Annotated in this window: 15 protein-coding genes and 1 pseudogene; 4 read left to right on the forward strand and 12 right to left on the reverse strand. The window is 71.9% G+C overall.

Going from position 1 to position 21,351, the window contains the following annotated elements:
- Nucleotides 1-22: 22 nt before the first annotated feature.
- Nucleotides 23-1,390 carry a M16 family metallopeptidase gene (locus R2D22_RS09670; RefSeq protein ID WP_411977131.1) on the reverse strand — a complete coding sequence of 456 codons (1,368 nt, stop codon included), beginning with the start codon at nt 1,388-1,390 and terminating at the stop codon, nt 23-25.
- 26 nt (nt 1,391-1,416) lie between these two features.
- Nucleotides 1,417-2,781, reverse strand: a complete 1,365-nt coding sequence (locus R2D22_RS09675; protein ID WP_318102679.1) for a M16 family metallopeptidase — start codon at nt 2,779-2,781, stop codon at nt 1,417-1,419.
- 180 nt (nt 2,782-2,961) lie between these two features.
- Between R2D22_RS09675 and R2D22_RS09680 the strand changes: the two genes are divergently transcribed.
- Complete coding sequence (locus R2D22_RS09680; protein WP_318102680.1) at nt 2,962-5,418, forward strand: DNA gyrase/topoisomerase IV subunit A; 2,457 nt, start codon at nt 2,962-2,964, stop codon at nt 5,416-5,418.
- Here the strand turns inward: R2D22_RS09680 and R2D22_RS09685 are convergent.
- Nucleotides 5,415-6,473 carry a CobW family GTP-binding protein gene (locus tag R2D22_RS09685; RefSeq protein WP_318102681.1) on the reverse strand — a complete coding sequence of 353 codons (1,059 nt, stop codon included), beginning with the start codon at nt 6,471-6,473 and terminating at the stop codon, nt 5,415-5,417. The two genes, R2D22_RS09680 and R2D22_RS09685, sit on opposite strands and share 4 nt — an antisense overlap.
- A gap of 231 nt (nt 6,474-6,704) precedes the next feature.
- Here R2D22_RS09685 and R2D22_RS09690 point away from each other — a divergent pair, with 231 nt between their 5' ends.
- On the forward strand, nt 6,705-8,429 hold the full coding sequence (locus tag R2D22_RS09690; RefSeq protein ID WP_318102682.1) for a sensor histidine kinase: 1,725 nt from the start codon (nt 6,705-6,707) through the stop codon (nt 8,427-8,429).
- Nucleotides 8,426-9,106: a response regulator gene (locus R2D22_RS09695; protein WP_318102683.1), complete on the forward strand. Its 681-nt coding sequence runs from the start codon at nt 8,426-8,428 to the stop codon at nt 9,104-9,106. The genes R2D22_RS09690 and R2D22_RS09695 overlap by 4 nt, the downstream gene beginning before the upstream one ends.
- Nucleotides 9,107-9,154: 48 nt before the next feature.
- Here the strand turns inward: R2D22_RS09695 and R2D22_RS09700 are convergent, their stop codons facing one another.
- The 4 genes and pseudogenes from R2D22_RS09700 to R2D22_RS09715 all read right to left on the reverse strand — a co-directional run bounded on the left by R2D22_RS09700 (nt 9,155) and on the right by R2D22_RS09715 (nt 13,930).
- Nucleotides 9,155-10,762, reverse strand: coding sequence for a solute symporter family protein (locus tag R2D22_RS09700; RefSeq protein ID WP_318102684.1), 1,608 nt, complete (start codon nt 10,760-10,762; stop codon nt 9,155-9,157).
- On the reverse strand, nt 10,759-11,298 hold the full coding sequence (locus R2D22_RS09705; RefSeq protein WP_318102685.1) for a DUF485 domain-containing protein: 540 nt from the start codon (nt 11,296-11,298) through the stop codon (nt 10,759-10,761). The genes R2D22_RS09700 and R2D22_RS09705 overlap by 4 nt, the downstream gene beginning before the upstream one ends.
- A 119-nt stretch (nt 11,299-11,417) precedes the next feature.
- Nucleotides 11,418-11,717 (reverse strand): annotated as a pseudogene (locus tag R2D22_RS09710) (response regulator transcription factor); the annotation flags it as partial.
- Between the two features lie 95 nt (nt 11,718-11,812).
- On the reverse strand, nt 11,813-13,930 hold the full coding sequence (locus R2D22_RS09715) for a DNA gyrase/topoisomerase IV subunit B (RefSeq protein ID WP_318102686.1): 2,118 nt from the start codon (nt 13,928-13,930) through the stop codon (nt 11,813-11,815).
- A 436-nt stretch (nt 13,931-14,366) separates the two neighbouring features.
- Here R2D22_RS09715 and R2D22_RS09720 point away from each other — a divergent pair, with 436 nt between their 5' ends.
- The gene (locus R2D22_RS09720; protein WP_318102687.1) at nt 14,367-14,597 is read left to right on the forward strand and encodes a DUF7455 domain-containing protein; all 231 of its coding nucleotides are present in this window, start codon (nt 14,367-14,369) and stop codon (nt 14,595-14,597) included.
- A gap of 98 nt (nt 14,598-14,695) precedes the next feature.
- Here the strand turns inward: R2D22_RS09720 and R2D22_RS09725 are convergent, their stop codons facing one another.
- The 5 genes from R2D22_RS09725 to R2D22_RS09745 form a co-directional block, all read right to left on the reverse strand.
- A complete protein-coding gene (locus tag R2D22_RS09725) occupies nt 14,696-15,607 on the reverse strand; it encodes a S1 family serine peptidase (protein ID WP_318102688.1) in 912 nt (303 codons plus the stop codon).
- Between the two features lie 146 nt (nt 15,608-15,753).
- Nucleotides 15,754-17,301, reverse strand: a complete 1,548-nt coding sequence (locus tag R2D22_RS09730; RefSeq protein WP_318102689.1) for an RNA polymerase sigma factor — start codon at nt 17,299-17,301, stop codon at nt 15,754-15,756.
- A gap of 317 nt (nt 17,302-17,618) precedes the next feature.
- Nucleotides 17,619-18,506, reverse strand: coding sequence for a FadR/GntR family transcriptional regulator (locus R2D22_RS09735; protein ID WP_318102690.1), 888 nt, complete (start codon nt 18,504-18,506; stop codon nt 17,619-17,621).
- A gap of 171 nt (nt 18,507-18,677) precedes the next feature.
- Nucleotides 18,678-20,432, reverse strand: a complete 1,755-nt coding sequence (locus R2D22_RS09740; protein WP_318102691.1) for an ABC transporter ATP-binding protein — start codon at nt 20,430-20,432, stop codon at nt 18,678-18,680.
- Nucleotides 20,433-20,565: 133 nt separating this feature from the next.
- On the reverse strand, nt 20,566-21,345 hold the full coding sequence (locus R2D22_RS09745; RefSeq protein WP_318102692.1) for an NUDIX hydrolase: 780 nt from the start codon (nt 21,343-21,345) through the stop codon (nt 20,566-20,568).
- Nucleotides 21,346-21,351: the final 6 nt, after the last annotated feature.

Genomic DNA, 21,351 nt, shown 5'->3' on the forward strand with positions numbered 1-21,351 from the left:
CGTGGTCCGCGAACCGGCTCAATCAGCCCGTCACGACGGTGACTTCGCCGATGCCGAGCGCCCGTACCGGCTCCTCGATCTCGGCCGCGTCGCCGACGAGGACGGTCACGAGCCGGTCCACCGGGAAGGCGTTGACGACCGCGGCGGTCGCCTCGACCGTGCCCGTCTCGGCCAGCCGGGCGTACAACTGCGCCTGGAAATCGTCCGGAAGACGCTGCTCGACCTGGTCGGCGAGCGTGCCGGCGACGGACGCCGCGGTCTCGTACTTGAGCGGCGCGACGCCCACCAGGTTCTGCACCGCCACGTCCCGCTCGGCGTCCGTCAGACCCTCGGCCGCGAGGGTGCGCAGCACCTTCCACAGGTCGTCAAGTGCCGGGCCGGTGTTGGGGGTGTCGACGGAACCGCTGATGGCGAGCATCGAGGCGCCGTGCCCCTGGCCGTCGGAGCGGAGCACCTGGCCGAAGGCGCGGACGCCGTAGGTGTAGCCCTTCTCCTCGCGCAGCACGCGGTCGAGCCGGGAGGTGAGGGTGCCGCCGAGGCAGTACGCGCCGAGCACCTGGGCCGGCCACACGCGCTCGTGCCGGTCCGGGCCGATGCGGCCGATCAGCAGCTGGGTCTGCACCGCGCCGGGCCGGTCGACGATGATCACCCGGCCGGTGTCGTCCGCCGTGATCGGCGGCATCGGACGCGCCTCGACCGTGTCGCCGGTCCAGTCGCCCAGGGTGTCGGCCAGGACGGCGTCCAGGTCGACGTCGGTGAGGTCGCCGACGACCACGGCGGTCGCCGTGGCGGGCCGGACGTGCGCCTCGTAGAAGGCGCGCACGGCGGCGGCGTCGATCGCGCCGACGGTCTCCTCGGTGCCCTGGCGCGGACGCGACATGCGCGAACCGGCCGGGAACAGCTCCCTGGAGAGCTGCTTGGCCGCGCGCCGGGCGGGGTTGGCCGTCTCGTGCGGGATCTCGTCGAGCCGGTTCCGCACCAGGCGCTCGATCTCGGTGTCGGCGAACGCGGGCGCGCGCAGCGCCTCGGCGAGCAGTCCGAGCGCCTTGGGCAGCCGGGAGACCGGAACCTCCAGGGAGACCCGCAGGCCCGGGTGGTCGGCGTGCGCGTCGAGCGTGGCGCCGCAGCGCTCCAGCTCGGCGGCGAACTCCTCCGCGGAGTGCTTGTCGGTGCCCTCGGACAGCGCCCGCGCCATGATCGTGGCGACGCCGTCCAGGCCGTCCGGCTCGGCGTCCAGCGGGGCTTCGAGGACGATCTCGACGGCCACCACCTGCTGGCCGGGGCGGTGGCAGCGCAGCACCGTCAGTCCGTTGTCGAGCGCGCCGCGCTCCGGGGCCGGGAAAGCCCACGGGCGGGCGACGCCCGGCTGCGGCTGCGGGTGGAACTCCATGCTGGTCAAAGACGCGGCAGCGTCGCTCACTGGTCGGCTCCCTCTTCCTCGTCGCTGTCGCTCTCTCCGGCCTGGTCGCCCTGGCCCGCGGTGACCGGCTCGTACACGAGCACCGCGCGGTTGTCGGGGCGCAGTCGGGCCTTGGCGACCGCCTGCACCTCCTCGGCGGTGACCTCGAGCACGCGGTGCACGGCGGTCAGCGCGAGCTGCGGGTCCCCGAACAGCACCGCGAACCGGCACAGTTCGTCGGCGCGGCCCGCGACCGTACCGAGCCGGTCCAGCCACTCGCGCTCCAACTGCGCCTGGGCGCGCTCCATCTCCTCGGGCGTCGGGCCCTCGGCGGCGAACCGGGCCAGTTCCTCGTCGACGGCCGCCTCGATCTGCGGCACCTCGACGCCGCCGGACGTCTTCACGTCCAGCCAGCCCAGCGAGGGCGCGCCGGCCAGCCGCAGCAGGCCGAAGCCGGCCGCGACGGCCGTGCGGTCGCGGCGGACCAGCCGGTTGTGCAGCCGGGAGGACTCGCCGCCGCCGAGGACGGTGAGGGCCAGGTCGGCCGCGTCGCACTCGCGGGTGCCGTCGTGCGGGAGCCGGTAGGCGGCCATCAGCGCGCGGGCCGGGACCTCCTCCTCGACGACCTCGCGCAGCTGCTCGCCGATGGTCTCCGGGAGCGTGCCGTCGCGCGGCGGCTGCTTGCCGTCGTGGGACGGGATGGAGCCGAAGTACTTCTCGATCCAGGCGAGGGTCTGCTCCGGGTCGATGTCGCCGACGACCGACAGCACCGCGTTGTTCGGCGCGTAGTAGGTGCGGAAGAAGTTCCGCGCGTCCTCGAGGGTGGCGGCGTCCAGATCGGCCATCGAGCCGATCGGCGTGTGGTGGTACGGGTGGCCCTCGGGGTAGGCGAGCGCGGTGAGCTTCTCGAAGGCGGTGCCGTACGGCACGTTGTCGTAGCGCTGGCGGCGCTCGTTCTTGACGACGTCGCGCTGGTTCTCCATCGACTCGTCGTCCAGGGCCGCGAGCAGCGAGCCCATGCGGTCGGCCTCCAGCCAGAGCGCGAGCTCCAGCTGGTGCGTGGGCATGGTCTCGAAGTAGTTGGTGCGCTCGAAGCTCGTGGTGCCGTTGAGCGAGCCGCCGGCGCCCTGCACCAGCTCGAAGTGTCCGTTGCCCGAGACCTGCTTCGAACCCTGGAACATCAGGTGCTCGAAGAGGTGCGCGAGGCCGGTGCGGCCGGGTACCTCGTGGCGCGAGCCGACGTCGTACCAGAGGCAGACCGCGGCGACCGGGGTCAGGTGGTCCTCGGAGAGCACCACGCGCAGGCCGTTGGCCAGCCGGTGCTCGGTCGCTGTCAGGCCGCCGGAGCCGGCCTGGGCGGTGGCCGTGTGACCCATGGGCATGTACGTCCCTTCGATCGCGTGTGGAAGAGTCCTGCCACTGTATGCAAGCGCACCGGCACCTCGCGAAGTTCCCGGGGCATCGGACTGTCCCTCTTCCGGGTCGCGGTCTGCGTTGTCGGTGCGACGGTCCACAATGGTCCGCGTCAGATCAACCTTGTTGGTGAAGGAGCCGCAGCCGCGATGGCCCGCCGCAGCACGAAGACACCGCCGCCGGACGACGCGTTCGAGGAGAGGATCCTCGACATCGACGTCGTCGACGAGATGCAGGGCTCCTTCCTCGAGTACGCGTACTCGGTGATCTACTCGCGCGCCCTGCCCGACGCACGCGACGGCATGAAGCCGGTGCAGCGCCGCATCGTCTACCAGATGTCCGAGATGGGCCTGCGGCCCGACCGGGGGTACGTGAAGTGCGCCCGCGTCGTCGGCGAGGTCATGGGCAAGCTGCACCCGCACGGTGACGCGTCGATCTACGACGCGCTGGTGCGCATGGCGCAGCCCTTCTCCATGCGCGTCCCGCTGGTCGACGGCCACGGCAACTTCGGCTCCCTCGGCAACGACGACCCGCCGGCCGCCATGCGGTACACCGAGTCGAAGATGGCCGCCGCGGCGCTGCTGATGACGGAGTCGATCGACGAGGACACCGTCGACTTCACCCCGAACTACGACGGCCAGGAGCAGGAGCCCGTCGCCCTGCCGGCGGCGTACCCGAACCTGCTGGTCAACGGCGCCTCCGGGATCGCGGTCGGCATGGCGACGAACATGCCGCCGCACAATCTGGGCGAGGTGATCGCGGCCGCCCGGCACCTCATCCGGTACCCGCACGCGGACCTCGAGGCGCTGATGCGCTTCGTGCCCGGCCCCGACCTGCCGACCGGCGGCCGGATCGTCGGCCTGTCCGGCATCAAGGACGCGTACGAGTCCGGCCGGGGCACCTTCAAGATCCGCGCCACCACGACGATCGAGAACGTGACGGCCCGCCGCAAGGGCATCGTCGTCACGGAACTGCCGTTCACGGTCGGCCCCGAGAAGGTCATCACCAAGATCAAGGACCTGGTCGGCTCGAAGAAGCTCCAGGGCATCGCCGACGTCAAGGACCTCACCGACCGGTCGCACGGCCTGCGGCTGGTCATCGAGGTCAAGAACGGCTTCGTGCCGGAGGCGGTTCTTGAGCAGCTGTACAAGCTGACGCCGATGGAGGAGTCCTTCGGCATCAACAACGTGGCGCTGGTCGACGGCCAGCCGCTGACGCTGGGCCTGAAGGAGCTCCTGGAGGTCTACCTCGACCACCGCTTCGACGTGGTCCGGCGGCGCTCCGAGTTCCGCCGCGGCAAGAAGCGGGACCGGCTGCACCTGGTCGAGGGCCTGCTGGTGGCCCTGCTGGACATCGACGAGGTCATCCGGCTGATCCGGGAGAGCGAGAACTCCGCACAGGCGAAGGAGCGCCTGATGGAGCGCTTCTCGCTGAGCGAGATCCAGACGCAGTACATCCTGGACACCCCGCTGCGCCGGCTCACCAAGTTCGACCGCCTGGAGCTGGAGACCGAGCGGGACCGGCTCACCGGCGAGATCGACGAGCTGACCGGGATCCTGGAGTCCGACTCCGAGCTGCGCAAGCTGGTCTCGGCGGAACTGGCCGCGGTGGCGAAGAAGTTCGGCACCGACCGGCGCACGGTCCTGCTGGAGTCGGCGGGCGCGCCGGTCGCGGCGGTGGCCCTGGAGGTCGCGGACGACCCCTGCCGCGTGCTGCTGTCCTCCACCGGGCTGCTCGCCCGCACGGCGACGGCGGAGCTGTCCGCGCCGGAGGACGCCAAGCGGGCCAAGCACGACGTGATCGTCTCGGCGGTGCCGGCCACGCAGCGCGGCGACGTCGGCGCGGTGACCTCGGCCGGGCGGCTGCTGCGGCTGGCGGTGATCGATCTGCCACAGCTCCCGGACACCGCGGCGGCGCCGAACCTCGCGGGCGGCGCGCCGCTGGCGGAGTTCCTGTCCCTGGAGGCGGACGAGACGGTCGTCTGCCTGACCACGCTCGACGAGTCCTCGCCGGGCCTGGCGCTCGGCACGGCACAGGGCGTGGTGAAGCGCGTGGTGCCGGACTATCCGGCGAACAAGGACGAGCTGGAGGTCATCACCCTCAAGGACGGGGACCGCATCGTCGGCGCGACCGAACTGCGCACCGGCGAGGAGGACCTCGTCTTCATCACCTCCGACGCGCAGCTGCTGCGCTTCCAGGCCTCCCAGGTCCGGCCGCAGGGCCGCCCGGCGGGCGGCATGGCGGGCATCAAGCTCGCGGAGGGCGCGGAGGTGCTCTCGTTCACCGCGGTGGACCCGGCGGCGGACGCGGTGGTGTTCACGGTCGCCGGCGCGACGGGGACGCTGGACGCCTCGGCCGGCACGTCGGCGAAGCTGACGCCGTTCGACCAGTACCCGCGCAAGGGCCGCGCGACCGGCGGCGTCCGCTGCCAGCGCTTCCTGAAGGGCGAGGACGTCCTGGTCCTGGCCTGGGCGGGCGCGGCCCCGGCCCGAGCCGCCCAGCAGAACGGCACCCCGGCGGAGCTCCCCGAGCCCGACCCGCGCCGGGACGGCTCGGGCACCCCCCTGGCCGGCTCGGTCGCGGTCCTGGCGGGGCCGGCGAGCTAGTCCGGCAGAACCTCGGAGGGTTCCTCCTCCGAGCGAGGCACATACCGCAGGACGCCCCACATGCTCTGCTCGTCGGGGGCGTCCTGCGGGCCGTTCTGCGCGCAGGACGCCAGCTCCTTGCGCAGGGCGGCGGCGTCGACGGCGGAGCCGATGAGGACGAGCTGGGTGAGGCGGTCCTCGCCGGCCGGCCAGGGCTCGGGGTAGAAGCGCAGGAACCGGCCGACGGCGTGCACGACGTACCGGTTCGCCGGGTCGGCGGCGCCGAAGTCGACAAAGCCCTTGATCCGGTAGAGGCCCTCGGGGCGGGAGTCCAGGAAGGCCATCAGGCGGCGGGGGTGCAGCGGGACGGCGGAGGCGTGCGAGAGCGTCTCGTAGGCCGCGTGGGGGTGGGCGTGCGCGTCCTCGTCCGCGTACAGGATGTCCTCGATGGACATCTGGCCCTCGATCTCGCCCTCGGGCACGACCCGGTCGAAGAGCAGCTCCGGATCGACGCGTCCGTACGCGGCGCTGATCACCGCGGCGCGCCCGGCGAGGCCGCCGACGGTGTCCCGTACGACCGCGAGCGCCTCCTCGCCGACCCGGTCGGCCTTGTTGATCACGACGAGGTCGGCGATGCCGAGGTGGCGGTCGGTCTCCGGGTGCCGCTCGCGGGTGGCGCCGAACTCCGCCGCGTCCACGACCTGGACCAGCCCGCCGTACACGATCCGCTCGTTCTCGCTGGCCAGGACCATCCGGACGAGCTCCTGCGGCTCGGCGAGCCCGCTCGCCTCGATCACGATCACGTCGAGGCCGACCTCGGGGCGGGTGAGCACCTCCAGGTACGTGTCGAGCTCGCTCGCGTCGACGGCGCAGCACAGGCACCCGTTGCCGAGCGACACCGTGGAGCCGACCTGACCGGCGACGGTCATCGCGTCGATCCCGATGTCGCCGAAGTCGTTGACCATGACGCCGATGCGTGTTCCGCGGGCGCTGCGCAGCAGATGGTTGAGCAGGGTGGTCTTGCCGGAGCCGAGGAATCCCGCGAGGACGACGACGGGAATCTGCTGCGTGCTCAAAGGGGTGCCTCTCACTCTCCGCCACGGATCCGTCCGACCCCGCGGCCGGACGCTCCAGGATAGGTCGGCGGGGCGCCGGGGCCGGGAAGGCTCCGGGGCGAGGCGACGGCGTGGGCGGGGGCGGCTGGACCGAGAGGCGCCCGGGCCTCGGGCCTCGGGCCTCGGGCCTCGGGCCTCGGGCCTCGGCGGGAGATTTCCGGTCGTCGTCTGCGGCCCTTTACCGTTCCTCCCATGACCTCATCCGCCTCCGCCGCCGCGGCCACCGGTGCGCGGCGCCGTCGGCTGGGCTGGCCGCGGCGGATGTTCGCGCAGGTCCTGCTCATGCAGCTGGCCATCGCGACCGGCGTGACCGTGCTGGCCACCGGGCTGTTCCTGGCCCCGCTCAGCGCCCAGCTGGACGACCAGGCGATGCGCCGCGCGCTCGCCATCGCCGAGACCACCGCGTCCCCGCGCACCGCCGCCGAGCTGGTCGGGACGCCGCCCCGCGCGGACGGGCCGGTGCAGGCGGAGGCCGAGCGGATCCGGCGGACGACCGGCGCCGAGTACGTCGTCGTGATGGACACCCGAGGCGTGCGGTGGTCGCACACCGACCCCGCGCAGATCGGCAAGGTCGTCTCCACGGACCCGAGCGCCGCGCTGGCGGGCCACGAGGTCATGGAGATCGACAGCGGCACCCTGGGCCGCTCCGCACGCGGCAAGGCCCCGTTGCGCGACGCCGGCGGGGACATCGTGGGCGCCGTCTCCGTTGGCATCGAGTACGACAGCGTGCGGGACCGTCTGCTGGCCGCGATCCCCGGGCTGCTCGCGTACGCGGGCGGCGCGCTGGCCGTGGGCGCGCTCGCCGCCTACCTGATCTCCCGCCGCCTCCAGCGGCAGACCCGTGACCTGGCGTTCTCCGACATCGCCGCGCTGCTCGCCGAGCGCGAGGCGATGCTGCACGGCATCCGCGAGGGCGTCGTCGCGCTCGACAGGGCGGGCCGGATCCGGCTGGTCAACGACGAGGCACAGCGGCTGCTCGGCGTCGGCCCGGAGGCGGCCGGGCGGCCGCTGGAGGAGGTGCTCGGCGCCGGCCGGACCGCCGAGGTGCTGGCCGGCCGGGTCACCGGCCGGGACCTGGTGACCGTGCGCGGCCACCGCGTGCTCGTGGCCAACCGGATGCCCACGGACGACGGCGGCGCCGTCGCCACCCTGCGCGACCGCACCGAGCTGGAGCGGCTCGGCCGCGAGCTGGACTCCACCCGGGGCCTGATCGACGCCCTGCGCGCCCAGGACCACGAGCACGCCAACCGGATGCACACCCTGCTCGGGCTGCTGGAGCTGGAGATGCACGACGAGGCGGTCGAGTTCGTCACGGAGGTGGTCGGCGTCCACCGGGCCACCGCCGAGCAGGTGACGGAGCGGGTCCACGATCCGCTGGTCGCCGCGCTCCTGGTCGGCAAGGCCACCGTGGCCGCCGAGCGGGGCGTCTCGCTCCGGATCGCGGCCGACAGTCTGCTGCCGGACCGCGTGGTCGACCCGCGCGAGCTCGTCACCGTCGTCGGCAACCTCGTCGACAACGCCCTGGACGCGGCCGCCGGTACCGCAGACGCCCGGATCGAGGTCGCGCTTCACGCGGAGGGCCGTGCGGCGGTGCTGCGGGTCACGGACAGCGGCCCGGGTGTCCCGGACGCGCACCGCGAGCTGATCTTCACCGAGGGCTGGACGACCAAGGAACCCCCGTCGCACGGCAAGCGCGGCCTGGGGCTGCCGCTGGTGCGCCGGCTGGCCGAGCGGCGGGGCGGCAGCGCCCGCGTGGGCGCGGCGGCCGACGGCGGCGCCGAGTTCACCGTCGTCCTGCCGGAGGCCCTCACGGACGCGCCCGAGGCGCCGGGCGAGGACCCTGCGGCTCCCGGCGTGGTGACCGCGGTCGTCACGCAGGCCGGCACCGTGGTCGGCACGGCGGAGGAGGCCCGGTGATCGAGGTCCTGGTCGTCGACGACGACGTGCGCGTCGCGCGGATCAACGCCGCGTACGTGGAGAAGGTTCCCGGTTTCCACGTCGCCGGGAGCGCCCACTCGGCCGCCGAGGCGCTCGCCCGTCTCGACGACACTCCGGTGGACCTGATCCTCCTCGACCACTACCTGCCGGACGGGAACGGCCTGGACGTGGTCCGTGAACTGCGCGGTCACGGCCGCCACACCGACGTGATCATGGTGACGGCCGCCCGTGACGTGGCCACCGTCCAGGCGGCGATGCGCCACGGCGCGCTGCAGTACATGGTCAAGCCGTTCACCTTCGCGGGGCTGCGCGCCCGGCTGGAGGCGTACGCGGGGCTGCGCCGCACCCTGGACGGCGGCGGCGAGGCGGAACAGGCCGAGGTGGACCGGATCTTCGGGGCCCTGTCGGCCGGGTCGACCGCCCCCGAGCTGCCCAAGGGGCACTCGCCGACGACCGCCGAACTGGTCCGTCAGGTACTGCTGTCCGCCGACGGGGCGCTGTCCACGCAGGACATCGCCGAGCGGGCGGGGGTGAGCCGGCAGACCGCGCAGCGCTACCTCAAGCTCCTGGAGCGCTCGGGCCGCGTACGGCTGTCGCTCAGGTACGGGGAGACGGGCCGGCCCGAGCACCGGTACGTCTGGGTCGCGTCCGCCTGAGCCACGTCCGAGGTGCGTGCCCCCGAGGCCGTGCGCGGTCCGCTGCCGTCAGACCGCGCCCGCCCCGGTGAGCGCCCGGACCTCGGTCTCCGCGTGCTTGGCCGCGTCCGGGGCCTCGGGCGAGGTGGCCGTACCGATCCAGCCGGCCAGGAAGCCCAGCGGGATCGAGACCAGCCCGGGGTTCTGCAGCGGGAAGACATGGAAGTCCACGCCGGGGAACAGTGCTTCGGGGCTGCCGGAGACGACCGGCGAGAGCACCACGAGCAGCACGGCCGGGACCAGCCCTCCGTACACGGACCAGACCGCGCCGCGCGTGGTGAAGTTCCGCCAGAACAGCGAGTACAGCAGCACCGGCAGGTTCGCGGAGGCGGCCACCGCGAAGGCGAGGCCGACCAGGAACGCCACATTGAGGTCGCGGGCGAGCAGCCCCAGGCCGATCGCGGCCACGCCGATCCCGGCCGCCGCGGCCCGCGCGACCGCGACCTCGCTGTACGGCTTCTTCCCGGCGTGGTTGCCCCGGCGGCGGCGCAGCGTCGCGTACAGGTCGTGGGCGACGGAGGCGGACGAGGCCAGGGTGATGCCCGCGACGACGGCGAGGATCGTCGCGAAGGCGACCGCGGCGACGATCGCGAAGAGTACGGTGCCGCCGGTGGAGCCCGCGCCGCCGCCGAGATCGAGCGCGAGCAGCGGCACGGCGGTGTTGCCCGCGGCGTTCGACGCGCGGACGGCGTCGGGGCCGATGATCGCGGCGGCGCCGAAGCCGAGGACGATCGTCATCAGGTAGAAGCTGCCGATCAGGCCGATCGACCAGACGACCGAGCGGCGGGCCGCGGCAGCGGTCGGCACGGTGTAGAAGCGGGACAGGATGTGCGGCAGGCCGGCGGTGCCGAGCACGAGGGCCAGCCCGAGGCTGATGAAGTCGAGCTTCGCCGTCCAGTCGCCTCCGTAGCGCAGGCCCGGTCCGAGGAAGTCCCTTCCGTGGCCGCTGCGTTCGGCGGCGGTGAGGAGCAGCTGCCCGAAGTCGCCGTGGAAGCGGACCAGGACGAGCACGGTCAGCGCGACCGAGCCCGCCATGAGGAGAACGGCCTTGACGATCTGGATCCAGGTGGTGGCGCGCATCCCACCGAGGGACACGTAGATCACCATGAGCGCGCCGACGCCGATCACGGTCCAGGAGCGGGCGGCGCCGCTGGTGCCACCTAGCAGCAGGGCGACCAGGCTGCCCGCGCCGACCATCTGCGCCACCAGGTAGAGCACCGACACGGTGACGGAGGACGTGCCGGCGGCGATGCGTACGGGCCGCTCGGCCATGCGGGCGGCGACGACGTCGGCGAGGGTGAACCGGCCGCAGTTGCGGACGAGTTCGGCGACCAGCAGCAGTACGACCAGCCAGGCGACCAGGAAGCCGACGGAGTAGAGCATGCCGTCGTAGCCGAAGAGGGCGATCAGGCCGGAGATGCCGAGGAAGGACGCCGCGGACATGTAGTCGCCGGCGATGGCGAATCCGTTCTCCATGGGCGAGAACAGCCGTCCGCCCGCGTAGAACTCCTCCGCCGAGCCGCGCCGGTTCCGGCTCACCCAGGTGGTGATGGCCAGGGTGACCGCGATGAAAGCGCTGAACAGCACCAGCGCCAGGGTCTGATGGGAACCGCTCACGACGCCGTCCCCCGTACCGTCCCCTGCGTCGTGCCGGGCTGCGTGCCCGGCGTCGCCCCGTGCGCCATCCCTCGTGTCATCTCTTGGGTGTCCCAGCGCAGTTCGAGCGCCGCCGGGTCCCGGCGCAGCCGGGCGTGCCGGGCGTACGCCCAGGTCAGCAGGAAGGTGCTGAGGAACTGGCCGAGTCCGGCGACCATCGCCACGTTCACCGCGCCGACGACGGGCCGGGCCATCAGGTCCGGGGCCACGGTGGCCGCGACGACGTAGGCGAAGTACCAGACCAGGAAGGCGACGGCGGCCGGGAAGACGAACCGCCGGTAGCGGCCGCGCACTTCCTGGAAGGCGGCGCTGCGCTGCACTTCCAGGTAGATGTCGGCGGCGGTGCGGACGTGCTGCCGCGGCACTCGCCCGGGCGGCCCGGCGGCCTCGTCCGGAGCGGCCGTGGCGGCCGGCTCTCCCCATCCGGACGCGAGCGCGTCGTACCAGGGATCGTCGATCCGCCCCTCCGGGACGCTCGGCCCTTCCTGCTTCTCCACCGGTGAACTCTCCTTGTCAGCGAACCGTTTCGGCCGCGTGCCCAAGGATGGACAGAGCGGGAAGATCTCGGACTCTTCTCCCCTCTCACTTCACCCCATCAGGTGACGGAATCCCGGGGTCACCTGACAATCCCGCGCTGATGCGCATATCGGACCGCCTGGGCGCGATCGCGCACCCCGGTCTTGGCGAAGAGGTTGTTGATGTGGGTCTTCACGGTCGCCGTGGAGATGCGCAGCCGCCCGGCGATCTCCTGGTTGGAAAGTCCGCCGGAGGTCCCCGACTGGGTCATGAGCTGTTCCAGCAGGCGGCGCTGCCGCAGAGCGGGAAAGAGCGACTCGTCGTCGGCGTACGTGGTGAGCACGACGACCTCGGTGCCGGGGTGCTCGGCGCGGATACGCCGGATGGCCTCCACGCCGTCCCGTCCACCTGGGGATGGACCTTGCGGCTCCACCCCCAGGTGGACGGGGTCGACGGAGGACGGACGCGGGCGTCGACGACCCGGGCGTCGACGACTCAGGCGTCGATGCGCGAACGGTCGAGGGTCGCCGCGGAGCTGGTGATGAACTCCTTGCGGGGTGCCACGTCGTTGCCCATGAGCAGGTCGAAGATCTGCTCGGCCGAGTCCAGATCGCCGATGTTGATCCGGCGCAGGGTGCGGTGCCGGGGGTCCATCGTGGTCTCCGCCAGCTGGTCCGCGTCCATCTCGCCGAGACCCTTGTAGCGCTGGATGGCGTCCTTGTAGCGGACGTTCTTGCGCTGGAACTCGAGCAGGGTCTGCCGCAGCTCGTTGTCCGAGTACGTGTACACGTACTTGTCCTGGCCCTTCTTGGGCTGGACCAGCTCGATGCGGTGCAGCGGCGGGACGGCCGCGAAGACGCGCCCGGCCTCCACCATGGGCCGCATGTAGCGCTGGAACAGGGTCAGCAGCAGGCAGCGGATGTGCGCACCGTCGACATCGGCGTCGACGAGGAGCACGATCTTGCCGTAGCGGGCGGCGTCGATGTCGAAGGTGCGGCCGGAACCCGCTCCTATGACCTGGATGATCGCGCCGCACTCGGCGTTCTTCAGCATGTCCGAGACGGACGACTTCTGAACGTTGAGGATCTTGCCGCGGATCGGCAGCAGGGCCTGGAACTCGCTGTTCCGGGCGAGCTTGGCGGTGCCGAGCGCGGAGTCTCCCTCGACGATGAAGAGCTCACTGCGCTCCACGTCGTCGCTGCGGCAGTCCGCGAGCTTGGCGGGCAGCGAGGAGGACTCCAGCGCGGTCTTCCGGCGCTGGGCGTCCTTGTGCTGGCGCGCCGCGATCCGCGTGCGAGCGGCCGCCACGGCCTTCTCCAGGACGGCCCGGGCCTGCGCCTTGGCGTCGCGCTTGGTGGACGTCAGGAAGGCCTTCAGCTCCTTGGCGACCACGTTGGCGACGATCCGCCGGGCGGCCGAGGTGCCGAGCACCTCCTTGGTCTGGCCCTCGAACTGCGGCTCGGCGAGCCGTACGGTCACGACGGCGGTGAGGCCCTCCAGGGCGTCGTCCTTGACGATGTCGTCCTCGGCGACGCGCAGCATCTTGGCCGAGCGCAGCACCTCGTTGACCGTCTTGGTGATCGCCTGCTCGAAGCCGGAGACGTGCGTGCCGCCCTTGGGCGTCGCGATGATGTTCACGAACGACCGCACCGTGGTGTCGTACCCGGTGCCCCAGCGCAGCGCGACGTCCACGCCGAGTTCACGGGTGACCTCGGTGGGCGTCATGTGCCCCCGGTCGTCGAGGACCGGAACGGTCTCCTTGAAGGTGCCCTGGCCGCTCAGCCGCAGCACGTCGCAGACGGCCTTGTCCTGGGCGAGGTACTCGCAGAACTCGCTGATGCCGCCGTCGAAGCGGAACGTCTCCTCGCTCTTGCCCACGCCGTCCAGGTCGCGCTCGTCGCGGACCACGATGGTCAGGCCGGGCACCAGGAAGGCGGTCTGGCGGGCGCGCTGGTGCAGCGTCTCCAGGTTGAGCTTGGCTTCCTTGAGGAAGATCTGCCGGTCCGCCCAGTAGCGCGTCCGGGTACCGGTGCGGGTCTTGGGGATGCGCTTGCCCTTCAGCAGCCCGTTCGCCGGGTCGAAGGGGCTGTCGGGGCCCTGCTCGGTGAAGATGCCCGGGACGCCGCGGCGGAAACTGATCGAGTGCGTGGCGCCGTTGCGGTCCACCTCGATGTCGCACCGGGCCGAGAGGGCGTTCACGACGGAGGCACCCACGCCGTGCAGACCTCCGGAGGCCGCGTACGAGCCGCCGCCGAACTTTCCGCCGGCGTGCAGCTTGGTCATGACGACCTCGACGCCGGAGAGCCCGGTCTTGGGCTCGACGTCGACGGGGATGCCACGGCCGTTGTCCCGGACCTCGACGGACCCGTCGTCGTGCAGCACGACGTCGATGTGGTCGCAGTAGCCGCCGAGCGCCTCGTCGACGGAGTTGTCGATGATCTCCCAGAGGCAGTGCATCAGACCGCGACTGTCGGTGGACCCGATGTACATACCGGGGCGCTTGCGGACCGCTTCGAGCCCTTCGAGTACGAGCAGGTGCCGCGCGGTGTAGTTGGAACCGTCACGGTCTGCGGTCAGCAGCGCACTGGACGGCACGGACGTCTCGGCGGTCACGCGGTTCGCTCCTCGCTGAATTTGAATCTGGCCCTGTGGGGGTAAAGGCCCCGGCGTCGGTCGCCGGTCAGAGGGTACCGAGGCCTGGTAGAGCCGTTGTCACGCCACCCTCGTGATTTCCCATGCTAGTCCAGAGTCGTATGCGTGTTCGATCCCTCGAAGGGGTGACGTGAACATCACGTTCCCTTCCAGGCATGAACCATTTAGGCTCCGGGCACGTCCTCATGAACAACCGGCAACCCCGCCGGGAGGACCGATCGACACACAGCAATGCGAAACCCGTAGAGCGACGCAATACGGCTCATTCGCCGCCAACCGGCAGCAGACAGCCACCTTGACCAAGAAATTTCGAGGAAAAGCCACGAGCGGGAACGTTTTCGGCCTGGTTGGATGTTGACCCTGGTACGACAGCTCGTCGAGCTAGAGAAGAGGCGACGTGACTACTGTTCTGACCCCCGCGAGCCCGCTGACGGCCGCTGACCGCTGCGACCGCTGCGGCGCCCAGGCATACCTGCGCGTCGTCCTGACCAGCGGCGGTGACTTGCTCTTCTGTGCCCACCACGGGCGCAAGTTCGAGCCGGAACTCAAGAAGATCGCCGCAGAGATACAGGACGAGACGGACCGGCTCACCGATGTGCCGGCCCACACGGTCGACGAGGACCGCTGACGCCTCGCGTCCACGACGAGCAGAGCCGGTCGTGACCGGACGACGGGCGGCTGCCCCCGCATTCCAGGGGGCGGCCGCCCGTACTCGTGCCCGCGTCGTCATCGCGCGGCGGGCTTCCCGGCAGGGCGGGACGCCGGCTCCTTCGCCGGGCCGGGCGCGGGCTCCTTCGTCAGATCGGGCACCGGCTCCTTCGTGAGGTCGGGCGGCAGCACCGCGGAGATCCGGGTGTAGACCCCGGGGTTCGCCGCCTCCCCGCACCCGCTCCCCCACGACACCAGGCCGATCAGTCGGCCCATCGCCACCAGCGGCCCGCCACTGTCCCCCTGGCAGGCGTCCTTGCCGCCCAGCGGATCGCCCGCGCACAGCATGACCGCGGCCAGGTACTCGCCGTTCGCGTTGCCCGGGTAGGCCCGCTCGCAGGCCGCGTCCTCCAGCACCTGGACCCGCGCCGCGCGCAGTGACGAGGCGTACGTGCCGTTCCCCGTCGTGTCACCCCAGCCGTACACCGACGCGCCCGTGCCGGGCTTGTAGGCGGCGTCCCCCGCGCCGGCCGTGCCGATCACGTACGAGCTCGGCAGCGCGCTCCGCAGGGTCAGCACGGCCAGGTCGCCCGCGTTCGTCGCCGGGTCGTACTCCGGGTTGACCCAGGTGCCGGAGATCCCGATCTCCTGACCGCCCTGGTCCGTCAGCTCCGTGCGCCCCGCGATCACCTTGAAGTCCGGCACGTCCTCCGGCGCCCCGCCCAGCACCTCACGGCCCAGGCAATGCGCCGCGGTGAGCACCCGCGTCGGCGCGACGACCACGCCTCCGCAGAACTGCCCGGCCCGCGTACCTCCGAACCGGTCACGACTGGAGAGCGCCACGACCCACGGCGTGTCGGCGACCTCCACAGGCTCGCCCCCGACGATCACGCTGTCGGCGGCCACGGGCGCCGGGGCGGCCAGCACTCCGGCCGCCGCCGAGACAAGGCCGAGCACGCCGGTCATGGCACGAGCGATGGGACGACGCATGAAGGCTCCTGACTCTCCGGTGTTCTCGGTTCACCCAGAGTCGTGCAGCTACCCAGTCCACGCACCCCCGCACAACCGAAGGGCCCGGTTCCCCCTTTCCGGGGAACCGGGCCCTGAAGCGTGGCGCGTCGCGGCGCGCGGTGCTCCTAGTCGAGGTAGTCGCGCAGCACCTGCGAGCGCGACGGGTGACGCAGCTTCGACATCGTCTTCGACTCGATCTGACGGATGCGCTCACGCGTCACGCCGTAGACCTTGCCGATCTCGTCCAGCGTCTTCGGCTGACCGTCGGTGAGACCGAAGCGCATGGAGACCACGCCGGCCTCGCGCTCGGAGAGGGTGTCGAGCACCGAGTGCAGCTGCTCCTGGAGGAGCGTGAAGCTCACCGCGTCGGCCGGGACGACCGCCTCGGAGTCCTCGATCAGGTCGCCGAACTCGCTGTCGCCGTCCTCGCCCAGCGGGGTGTGCAGCGAGATCGGCTCGCGGCCGTACTTCTGGACCTCGATGACCTTCTCCGGGGTCATGTCGAGTTCCTTGGCCAGCTCCTCCGGGGTGGGCTCGCGGCCCAGGTCCTGGAGCATCTGGCGCTGGACGCGCGCGAGCTTGTTGATGACCTCGACCATGTGCACCGGGATACGGATGGTTCGGGCCTGGTCGGCCATGGCGCGGGTGATCGCCTGACGGATCCACCAGGTGGCGTACGTGGAGAACTTGTAGCCCTTGGTGTAGTCGAACTTCTCGACGGCGCGGATCAGACCCAGGTTGCCCTCCTGGATCAGGTCCAGGAAGAGCATGCCGCGGCCGGTGTAGCGCTTGGCCAGCGAGACCACCAGTCGGAGGTTGGCCTCCAGCAGGTGGTTCTTGGCGCGGCGGCCGTCCTCGGCGATGATCTCCAGCTCGCGCTTGAGCTTCGGCGCCAGCTTGTCGGAGTTCGCCAGCTTGTCCTCGGCGAACAGACCGGCCTCGATGCGCTTGGCGAGCTCGACCTCCTGCTCGGCGTTGAGCAGCGGGACCTTGCCGATCTGCTTGAGGTAGTCCTTGACCGGGTCGGCGGTGGCTCCGGCGACGGCGACCTGCTGGGCGGGCGCGTCGTCCTCGTCCTCGTCGGACAGGACGAAGCCCTTGCTCTCGCCCTCGGTCTCTTCCTCTTCGCCCTTGCCGGGCGCGACGTCCTCGAGCAGCTCCTCGCCCTCGACGATCTCGTCGGCGTCCTTCTTGGAGGCGGTCTTCTTCGCCGTGGTCTTCTTGGCGGTGGCCTTCTTCGCCACCGTCTTCTTGGCCACGGTCTTCTTGGCGGCCGCCTTCTTGGCCGGGGCTCCGGCCTCGTCGGCGGGGTCCGCGCTCTCGGCCGCCGACGGCGCCGTGGCGGCCGCGACGGTCCTGGTCACGGTCGTCTTGGCGGTGACGGTCTTGGTGGCGGTGCGCTTGGCCGGGCTCTTCGCTGCGACGCTCTTGCGGGCGCGCTTCGGCGACTCCGCTGCACTGACCATCAGCGTCACACCCTCTTCCTCGAGGATCTGGTTGAGGCTGCGCAGAACATTCTTCCACTGGGTTGGCGGAATCTGGTCAGCCTCGAAGGCCCGACGCACGTCATCGCCGGCGATCTGCCCATCAGCCTTTCCCCGCTCGATGAGCGCCATCACAGACTCGGACTCGGCGATCTCCGGCGGGAGCGTACGGGATGTGCTGGCCGACACGAACAACCTCTCGGAACGATGGAAAACGGCTTCCGGCCCCGCCCATGATCGGGCCGGAGCCGACGACCGACGGCTGGGGATGTGCCGACGGCGCGGGCTGGACCGGGGAACTGCACAGCGCCTCAGGGGGCTGCTGTATTCCTTCCTCGGCTGTCACCTCTTAAGTCATCGCACTGCCTCGAAGAGCGTTACGCCCAATCCGCGTGGCCCGAGTCACACCCCAAATGCGACGAAACGGCCAGAACGGGTGTTCGTCCACACGATCGCGCCGCCGGAGCCCGTGGCCGCTCGCCACGGGCGCCCTCGCGGCCCCCGGATCAGTGCTCGCGCGGGGCGGGTACGACGCCTCCCGGCTCCGGGTGGACCGTGAGCAGCTGCCGCATGGCCGCCTCGGCCCCTTGGGCGTCGCCGGCGGCGAGGCAGTCGACGATCCGGGCGTGGTGCGTGAGGCAGGACTCCCCGGGACGCTCACAGCCGGTCGCGGGCGCGCCGGAGACCTGCAGGGCGGCCCCGACGATGCCGGAGAGGTGCTCCAGCATGCGGTTGCCGGCGAGCTGGACGAGGAGGGAGTGGAACTCGGCGTCGGCGCGGGAGAACGTGAGGCCGTCTCCCTGGGCGAAGGCGTGGCCCATGATCTCGACCATGTCGGAGAGGCGCTGCTGGATGTCCTCGCGGCCGTGGCCGGCGGCCAGCCGGGCGGCCAGGGGTTCGATGGTCCACCGGAGCTCGTTGAGCTCGCGGCGCTGATCGTCGCGCTGCGGGCCGAAGGCGCGCCACTCGATGATGTCCGGGTCCAGCAAGTTCCAGTCGCTGACAGGGCGGACGCGGGTGCCGACGTTGGGCCGGGCGCTGACCAGACCCTTGGCCTCGAGCACCCGCAGCGACTCACGGACGACGGTGCGCGAGACCTCGAAGCGCTGCCCGATCTCCTCGGGGACGAGCGGCCGGTCGGCACCCAGGTCCCCGGAGACGATCATCTGGCCGAGCTGCTGGACGAGTTGGCCGTGCAGTCCGCGGCCGCGGCTACCGGCGGTCCGGCGGCCCACCCGGCCCAACTCGGTCTCCGCCCCCTCCCACGAGGGCGGTCCGACACGGTCGGCGCCGGGCGCCTCCACATAGGGGTAGCGGTCGAGATCGCCCGAGGAGGCCAGGCCGGAGTCGGCGGGGCGGGCGGCGGTCATCATGGTGTGCGCAAGGGTACTCACGCATCCTTTGTCGGCGAGGCTCCGGTGACCCTTGAGGTCTTTGGTGAAAAGCACACGAAAGGGTGATCGGCACCTCCTGCACAATTGACGCTTAATCGGTGCGAATCAGGCATTTTCAAGGGAGTTGCGTCAGAAGATCGTCAGAAGTGGAGTCGATCATTCCAGACATGATCACCAACGTGCCCTGCGGCGAAGGCCGGTGAGCAGATACGCGCAGAGCAGGGTGGTCAACGACAGCACCAGCGCCACTCCGACGGGCTGCCCGACCACCTGAAACACGCTGTCCAGCCAGCGGTCGCCGGCGGACGGCCACCGCATCGGCATCAGTTCACGCAGTCGCGCCGGAAGCCCCGCGACCGAGCGGCCCGAGGCGACCGTGGCACGCAGGGCCGGCACGACGGCGACCGGCACCGCGAGCACCGCGGCCACGCCGGCCGCCGTGGCCCGGAAGACCCCCGCGCCCAGCAGTCCGGCCCAGGCGCAGCCGACTGCGAGTCCGATCCAACTCGCGCACAGCGACGGCCAGTTGTCGGGTACGGGGATCAAGTCGCCGCCGTAGAGGAGATGCAGGACCTCGATGTCGGCCACGACGGCCAGCACCGCGAGCAGCACCGCGACCGCGCCGGTGACCGTGAGCTTGGCGATCAGCAGCCCGAGGCGGCGCGGGACGACGCCACGGCCCGAGGTGAGGGCGGGGTGGCGGTACTCGTCGCCGAAGGAGAGCGCCCCGAGGAGTCCGGCGCCGATCGCGGCGGGCGGCAGCGGGGAGAGCTCGGGCCAGCCGGCCACGACGACCGGGAGCGGCGTCCGACCGCCGCGCGCGAGCACGACCGCGACGACGACGGAGAAGATCAGGGTCGCCGCCGCGACCATGCCGGTGGAGGGCACACCGAGGAGCCGGCGGATCTCGTACCGGAAGGGGCGTCGAGGAGCCCGGGCGGGGCGGCGCTCGATGGCGGGACCATGGGGCGGGTCCGGGGCCGCGGCCGGTTCGTCCTCCGCGGCGGAGGCGGAGTCGGACGCGGGGGACTCGGCGATGGCCGCTGACGGGACTCCGGTGTCGCCGACCTCGTCCGCCAGCCGGTGGACGAGGACGCCGTGCCGGAACGCCGTGTCGCCGATCGCGGCGCAGTCGCTGCCGTAGACGGAAAGCCGGTTGCCGCCCTCGGCGACCACTTCCACGGAACGGCGGTCGGCCCGGGCCTCCTGCGTGAGGGCGGCGGCGAGGCGAGCGGCGTGCGGGGTCCGGACGGCGACGCGCGGCCGGAGCCGGGTGCGACCGAACTCGGTCGCACCCTGGTCGGCGACGAGACGGCCGGCGTCGAGCGTGACGACCCGGTCGGCGTTGCGGACGGCCTCCTTGGGGTCGTCGGTGGTGAACAGCACCGTCCCGCCGTCGGCCGCGTGGGCGTGCACGAGTTCGTACAGCCAGCCGTTCTCCCGGACGGAGAGACCGGCGCCCGGCTGGTCGAGGAGCAGGGTGTGCGGGTCACCCAACAGGGCACAGGCCAGGCCGAGTCGGCGGTCCATCCCGAGCGGGAGGGTGCCGAGACGCAGGTCGTGGACGCCGGTGAGGCCGACCGCTTCGAGCATCTCGTCGGCCCGGGAGGCGCGGACGCCGACGGCGGCGCAGAGCATCCGCAGCTGCCCGCGCACGGTGCGGGAGGGGTGACCGGGCACGTCGCCGAGCAGGACGCCGACCTCGAGCCCCGGGTGGGCGACCCGGTGCAGCGGCCGGCCACGGAAGTAGGTGACACCCCGGCCCGGCTCGAGTCCGAGCATCAGCCGCAGTGCGGTGGTCTTGCCCGCTCCGGCAGCCCCGAGCAACGCGGTGACCTGGCCGGGAAGGGCCTCGAAGCTGAGGTCGCGCACGGCGGGAGGGCGGGTGCGGCGGGGGGTGCTGGTGAGTCCGATGGCCTGGAGCATCGCTTCTCTCGCGGTAGGTGAGACCGCTGCGCGGCAGGACGGCTACCGCAGCAAGATAACGCGACATTTCAGACTTTTGGTGCAGGGTTGGGGCGTGCGGGCCCGGGGTGTCCGGGCTCCGGTCGCCTCTCGCTCAGACCTCGGGACGGAGCATCGGCGGGTTGAGCAGCGTCGCACCGCCCGCCCGGAAGAGCTGCGCGGGGCGCCCGCCCTGGCGGGTGGTGGTGCCGCCGGCCGGAACGAGGAAACCGGGGGTTCCGGTCACCTTCCGATGGAAGTTGCGCGGGTCGAGGACGACTCCCCATACCGCTTCGTACACCCGCCGCAGCTCGCCCACCGTGAACTCCGGGGGGCAGAACGCGGTGGCGAGCGAGGAGTACTCGATCTTCGAGCGGGCCCGCTCGACGCCGTCGGCCAGGATCTGGGCATGGTCGAAGGCGAGCGGCTCGGGCCGGTCCTCGCCCGCCGGCGCCTCGCCCGCCGGCTCGCCCTCGTGGAGCAGCTCCTCTACGGGCGCCCAGCGCGCGCTGTTCGCGTCACCGCCGGCGCGTGGCGCGGGGAGGTCGGGGGCGAGCGCGAGGTGCGCGACGCTGACGACCCTCATCCGCGGGTCGCGGCGCGGGTCGCCGTACGTCGCCAGCTGCTCCAGATGCGCGCCCTTGCCGGGGGCCGGCGGCAGGGCCCCGGGGTCGTGGACGCACAGGCCGGTCTCCTCGACGAGTTCCCGGGCCGCCGCGGCACCGAGATCCTCGTCGTCCCGGACGAAGCCGCCGGGCAGTGCCCATCTCCCCTGGAACGGCGCCTCACCCCGACGCACCACCAGCGCACACAGCGCATGGCGGCGCACGGTGAGTACGACCAGGTCGACGGTGACGGCGAAGGGCGGGAAGGCCGACGGGTCGTAGGGAGACATGCCGCG

Origin of the sequence: Streptomyces sp. HUAS YS2 (assembly GCF_033343995.1) — a bacterium.
Taxonomy (GTDB): domain Bacteria; phylum Actinomycetota; class Actinomycetes; order Streptomycetales; family Streptomycetaceae; genus Streptomyces; species Streptomyces solicathayae.

Coding starts and splice junctions, on each gene's coding strand:
- R2D22_RS09670 (WP_411977131.1), bottom strand. CDS start 1,390: ATGGAGTTCCACCCGCAGCCGCAGCCGGGCGTCGCCCGCCCGTGGGCT.
- R2D22_RS09675 (WP_318102679.1), bottom strand. CDS start 2,781: ATGCCCATGGGTCACACGGCCACCGCCCAGGCCGGCTCCGGCGGCCTG.
- R2D22_RS09680 (WP_318102680.1), top strand. CDS start 2,962: ATGGCCCGCCGCAGCACGAAGACACCGCCGCCGGACGACGCGTTCGAG.
- R2D22_RS09690 (WP_318102682.1), top strand. CDS start 6,705: ATGACCTCATCCGCCTCCGCCGCCGCGGCCACCGGTGCGCGGCGCCGT.
- R2D22_RS09725 (WP_318102688.1), bottom strand. CDS start 15,607: ATGCGTCGTCCCATCGCTCGTGCCATGACCGGCGTGCTCGGCCTTGTC.
- R2D22_RS09740 (WP_318102691.1), bottom strand. CDS start 20,432: ATGCTCCAGGCCATCGGACTCACCAGCACCCCCCGCCGCACCCGCCCT.
- R2D22_RS09745 (WP_318102692.1), bottom strand. CDS start 21,345: ATGTCTCCCTACGACCCGTCGGCCTTCCCGCCCTTCGCCGTCACCGTC.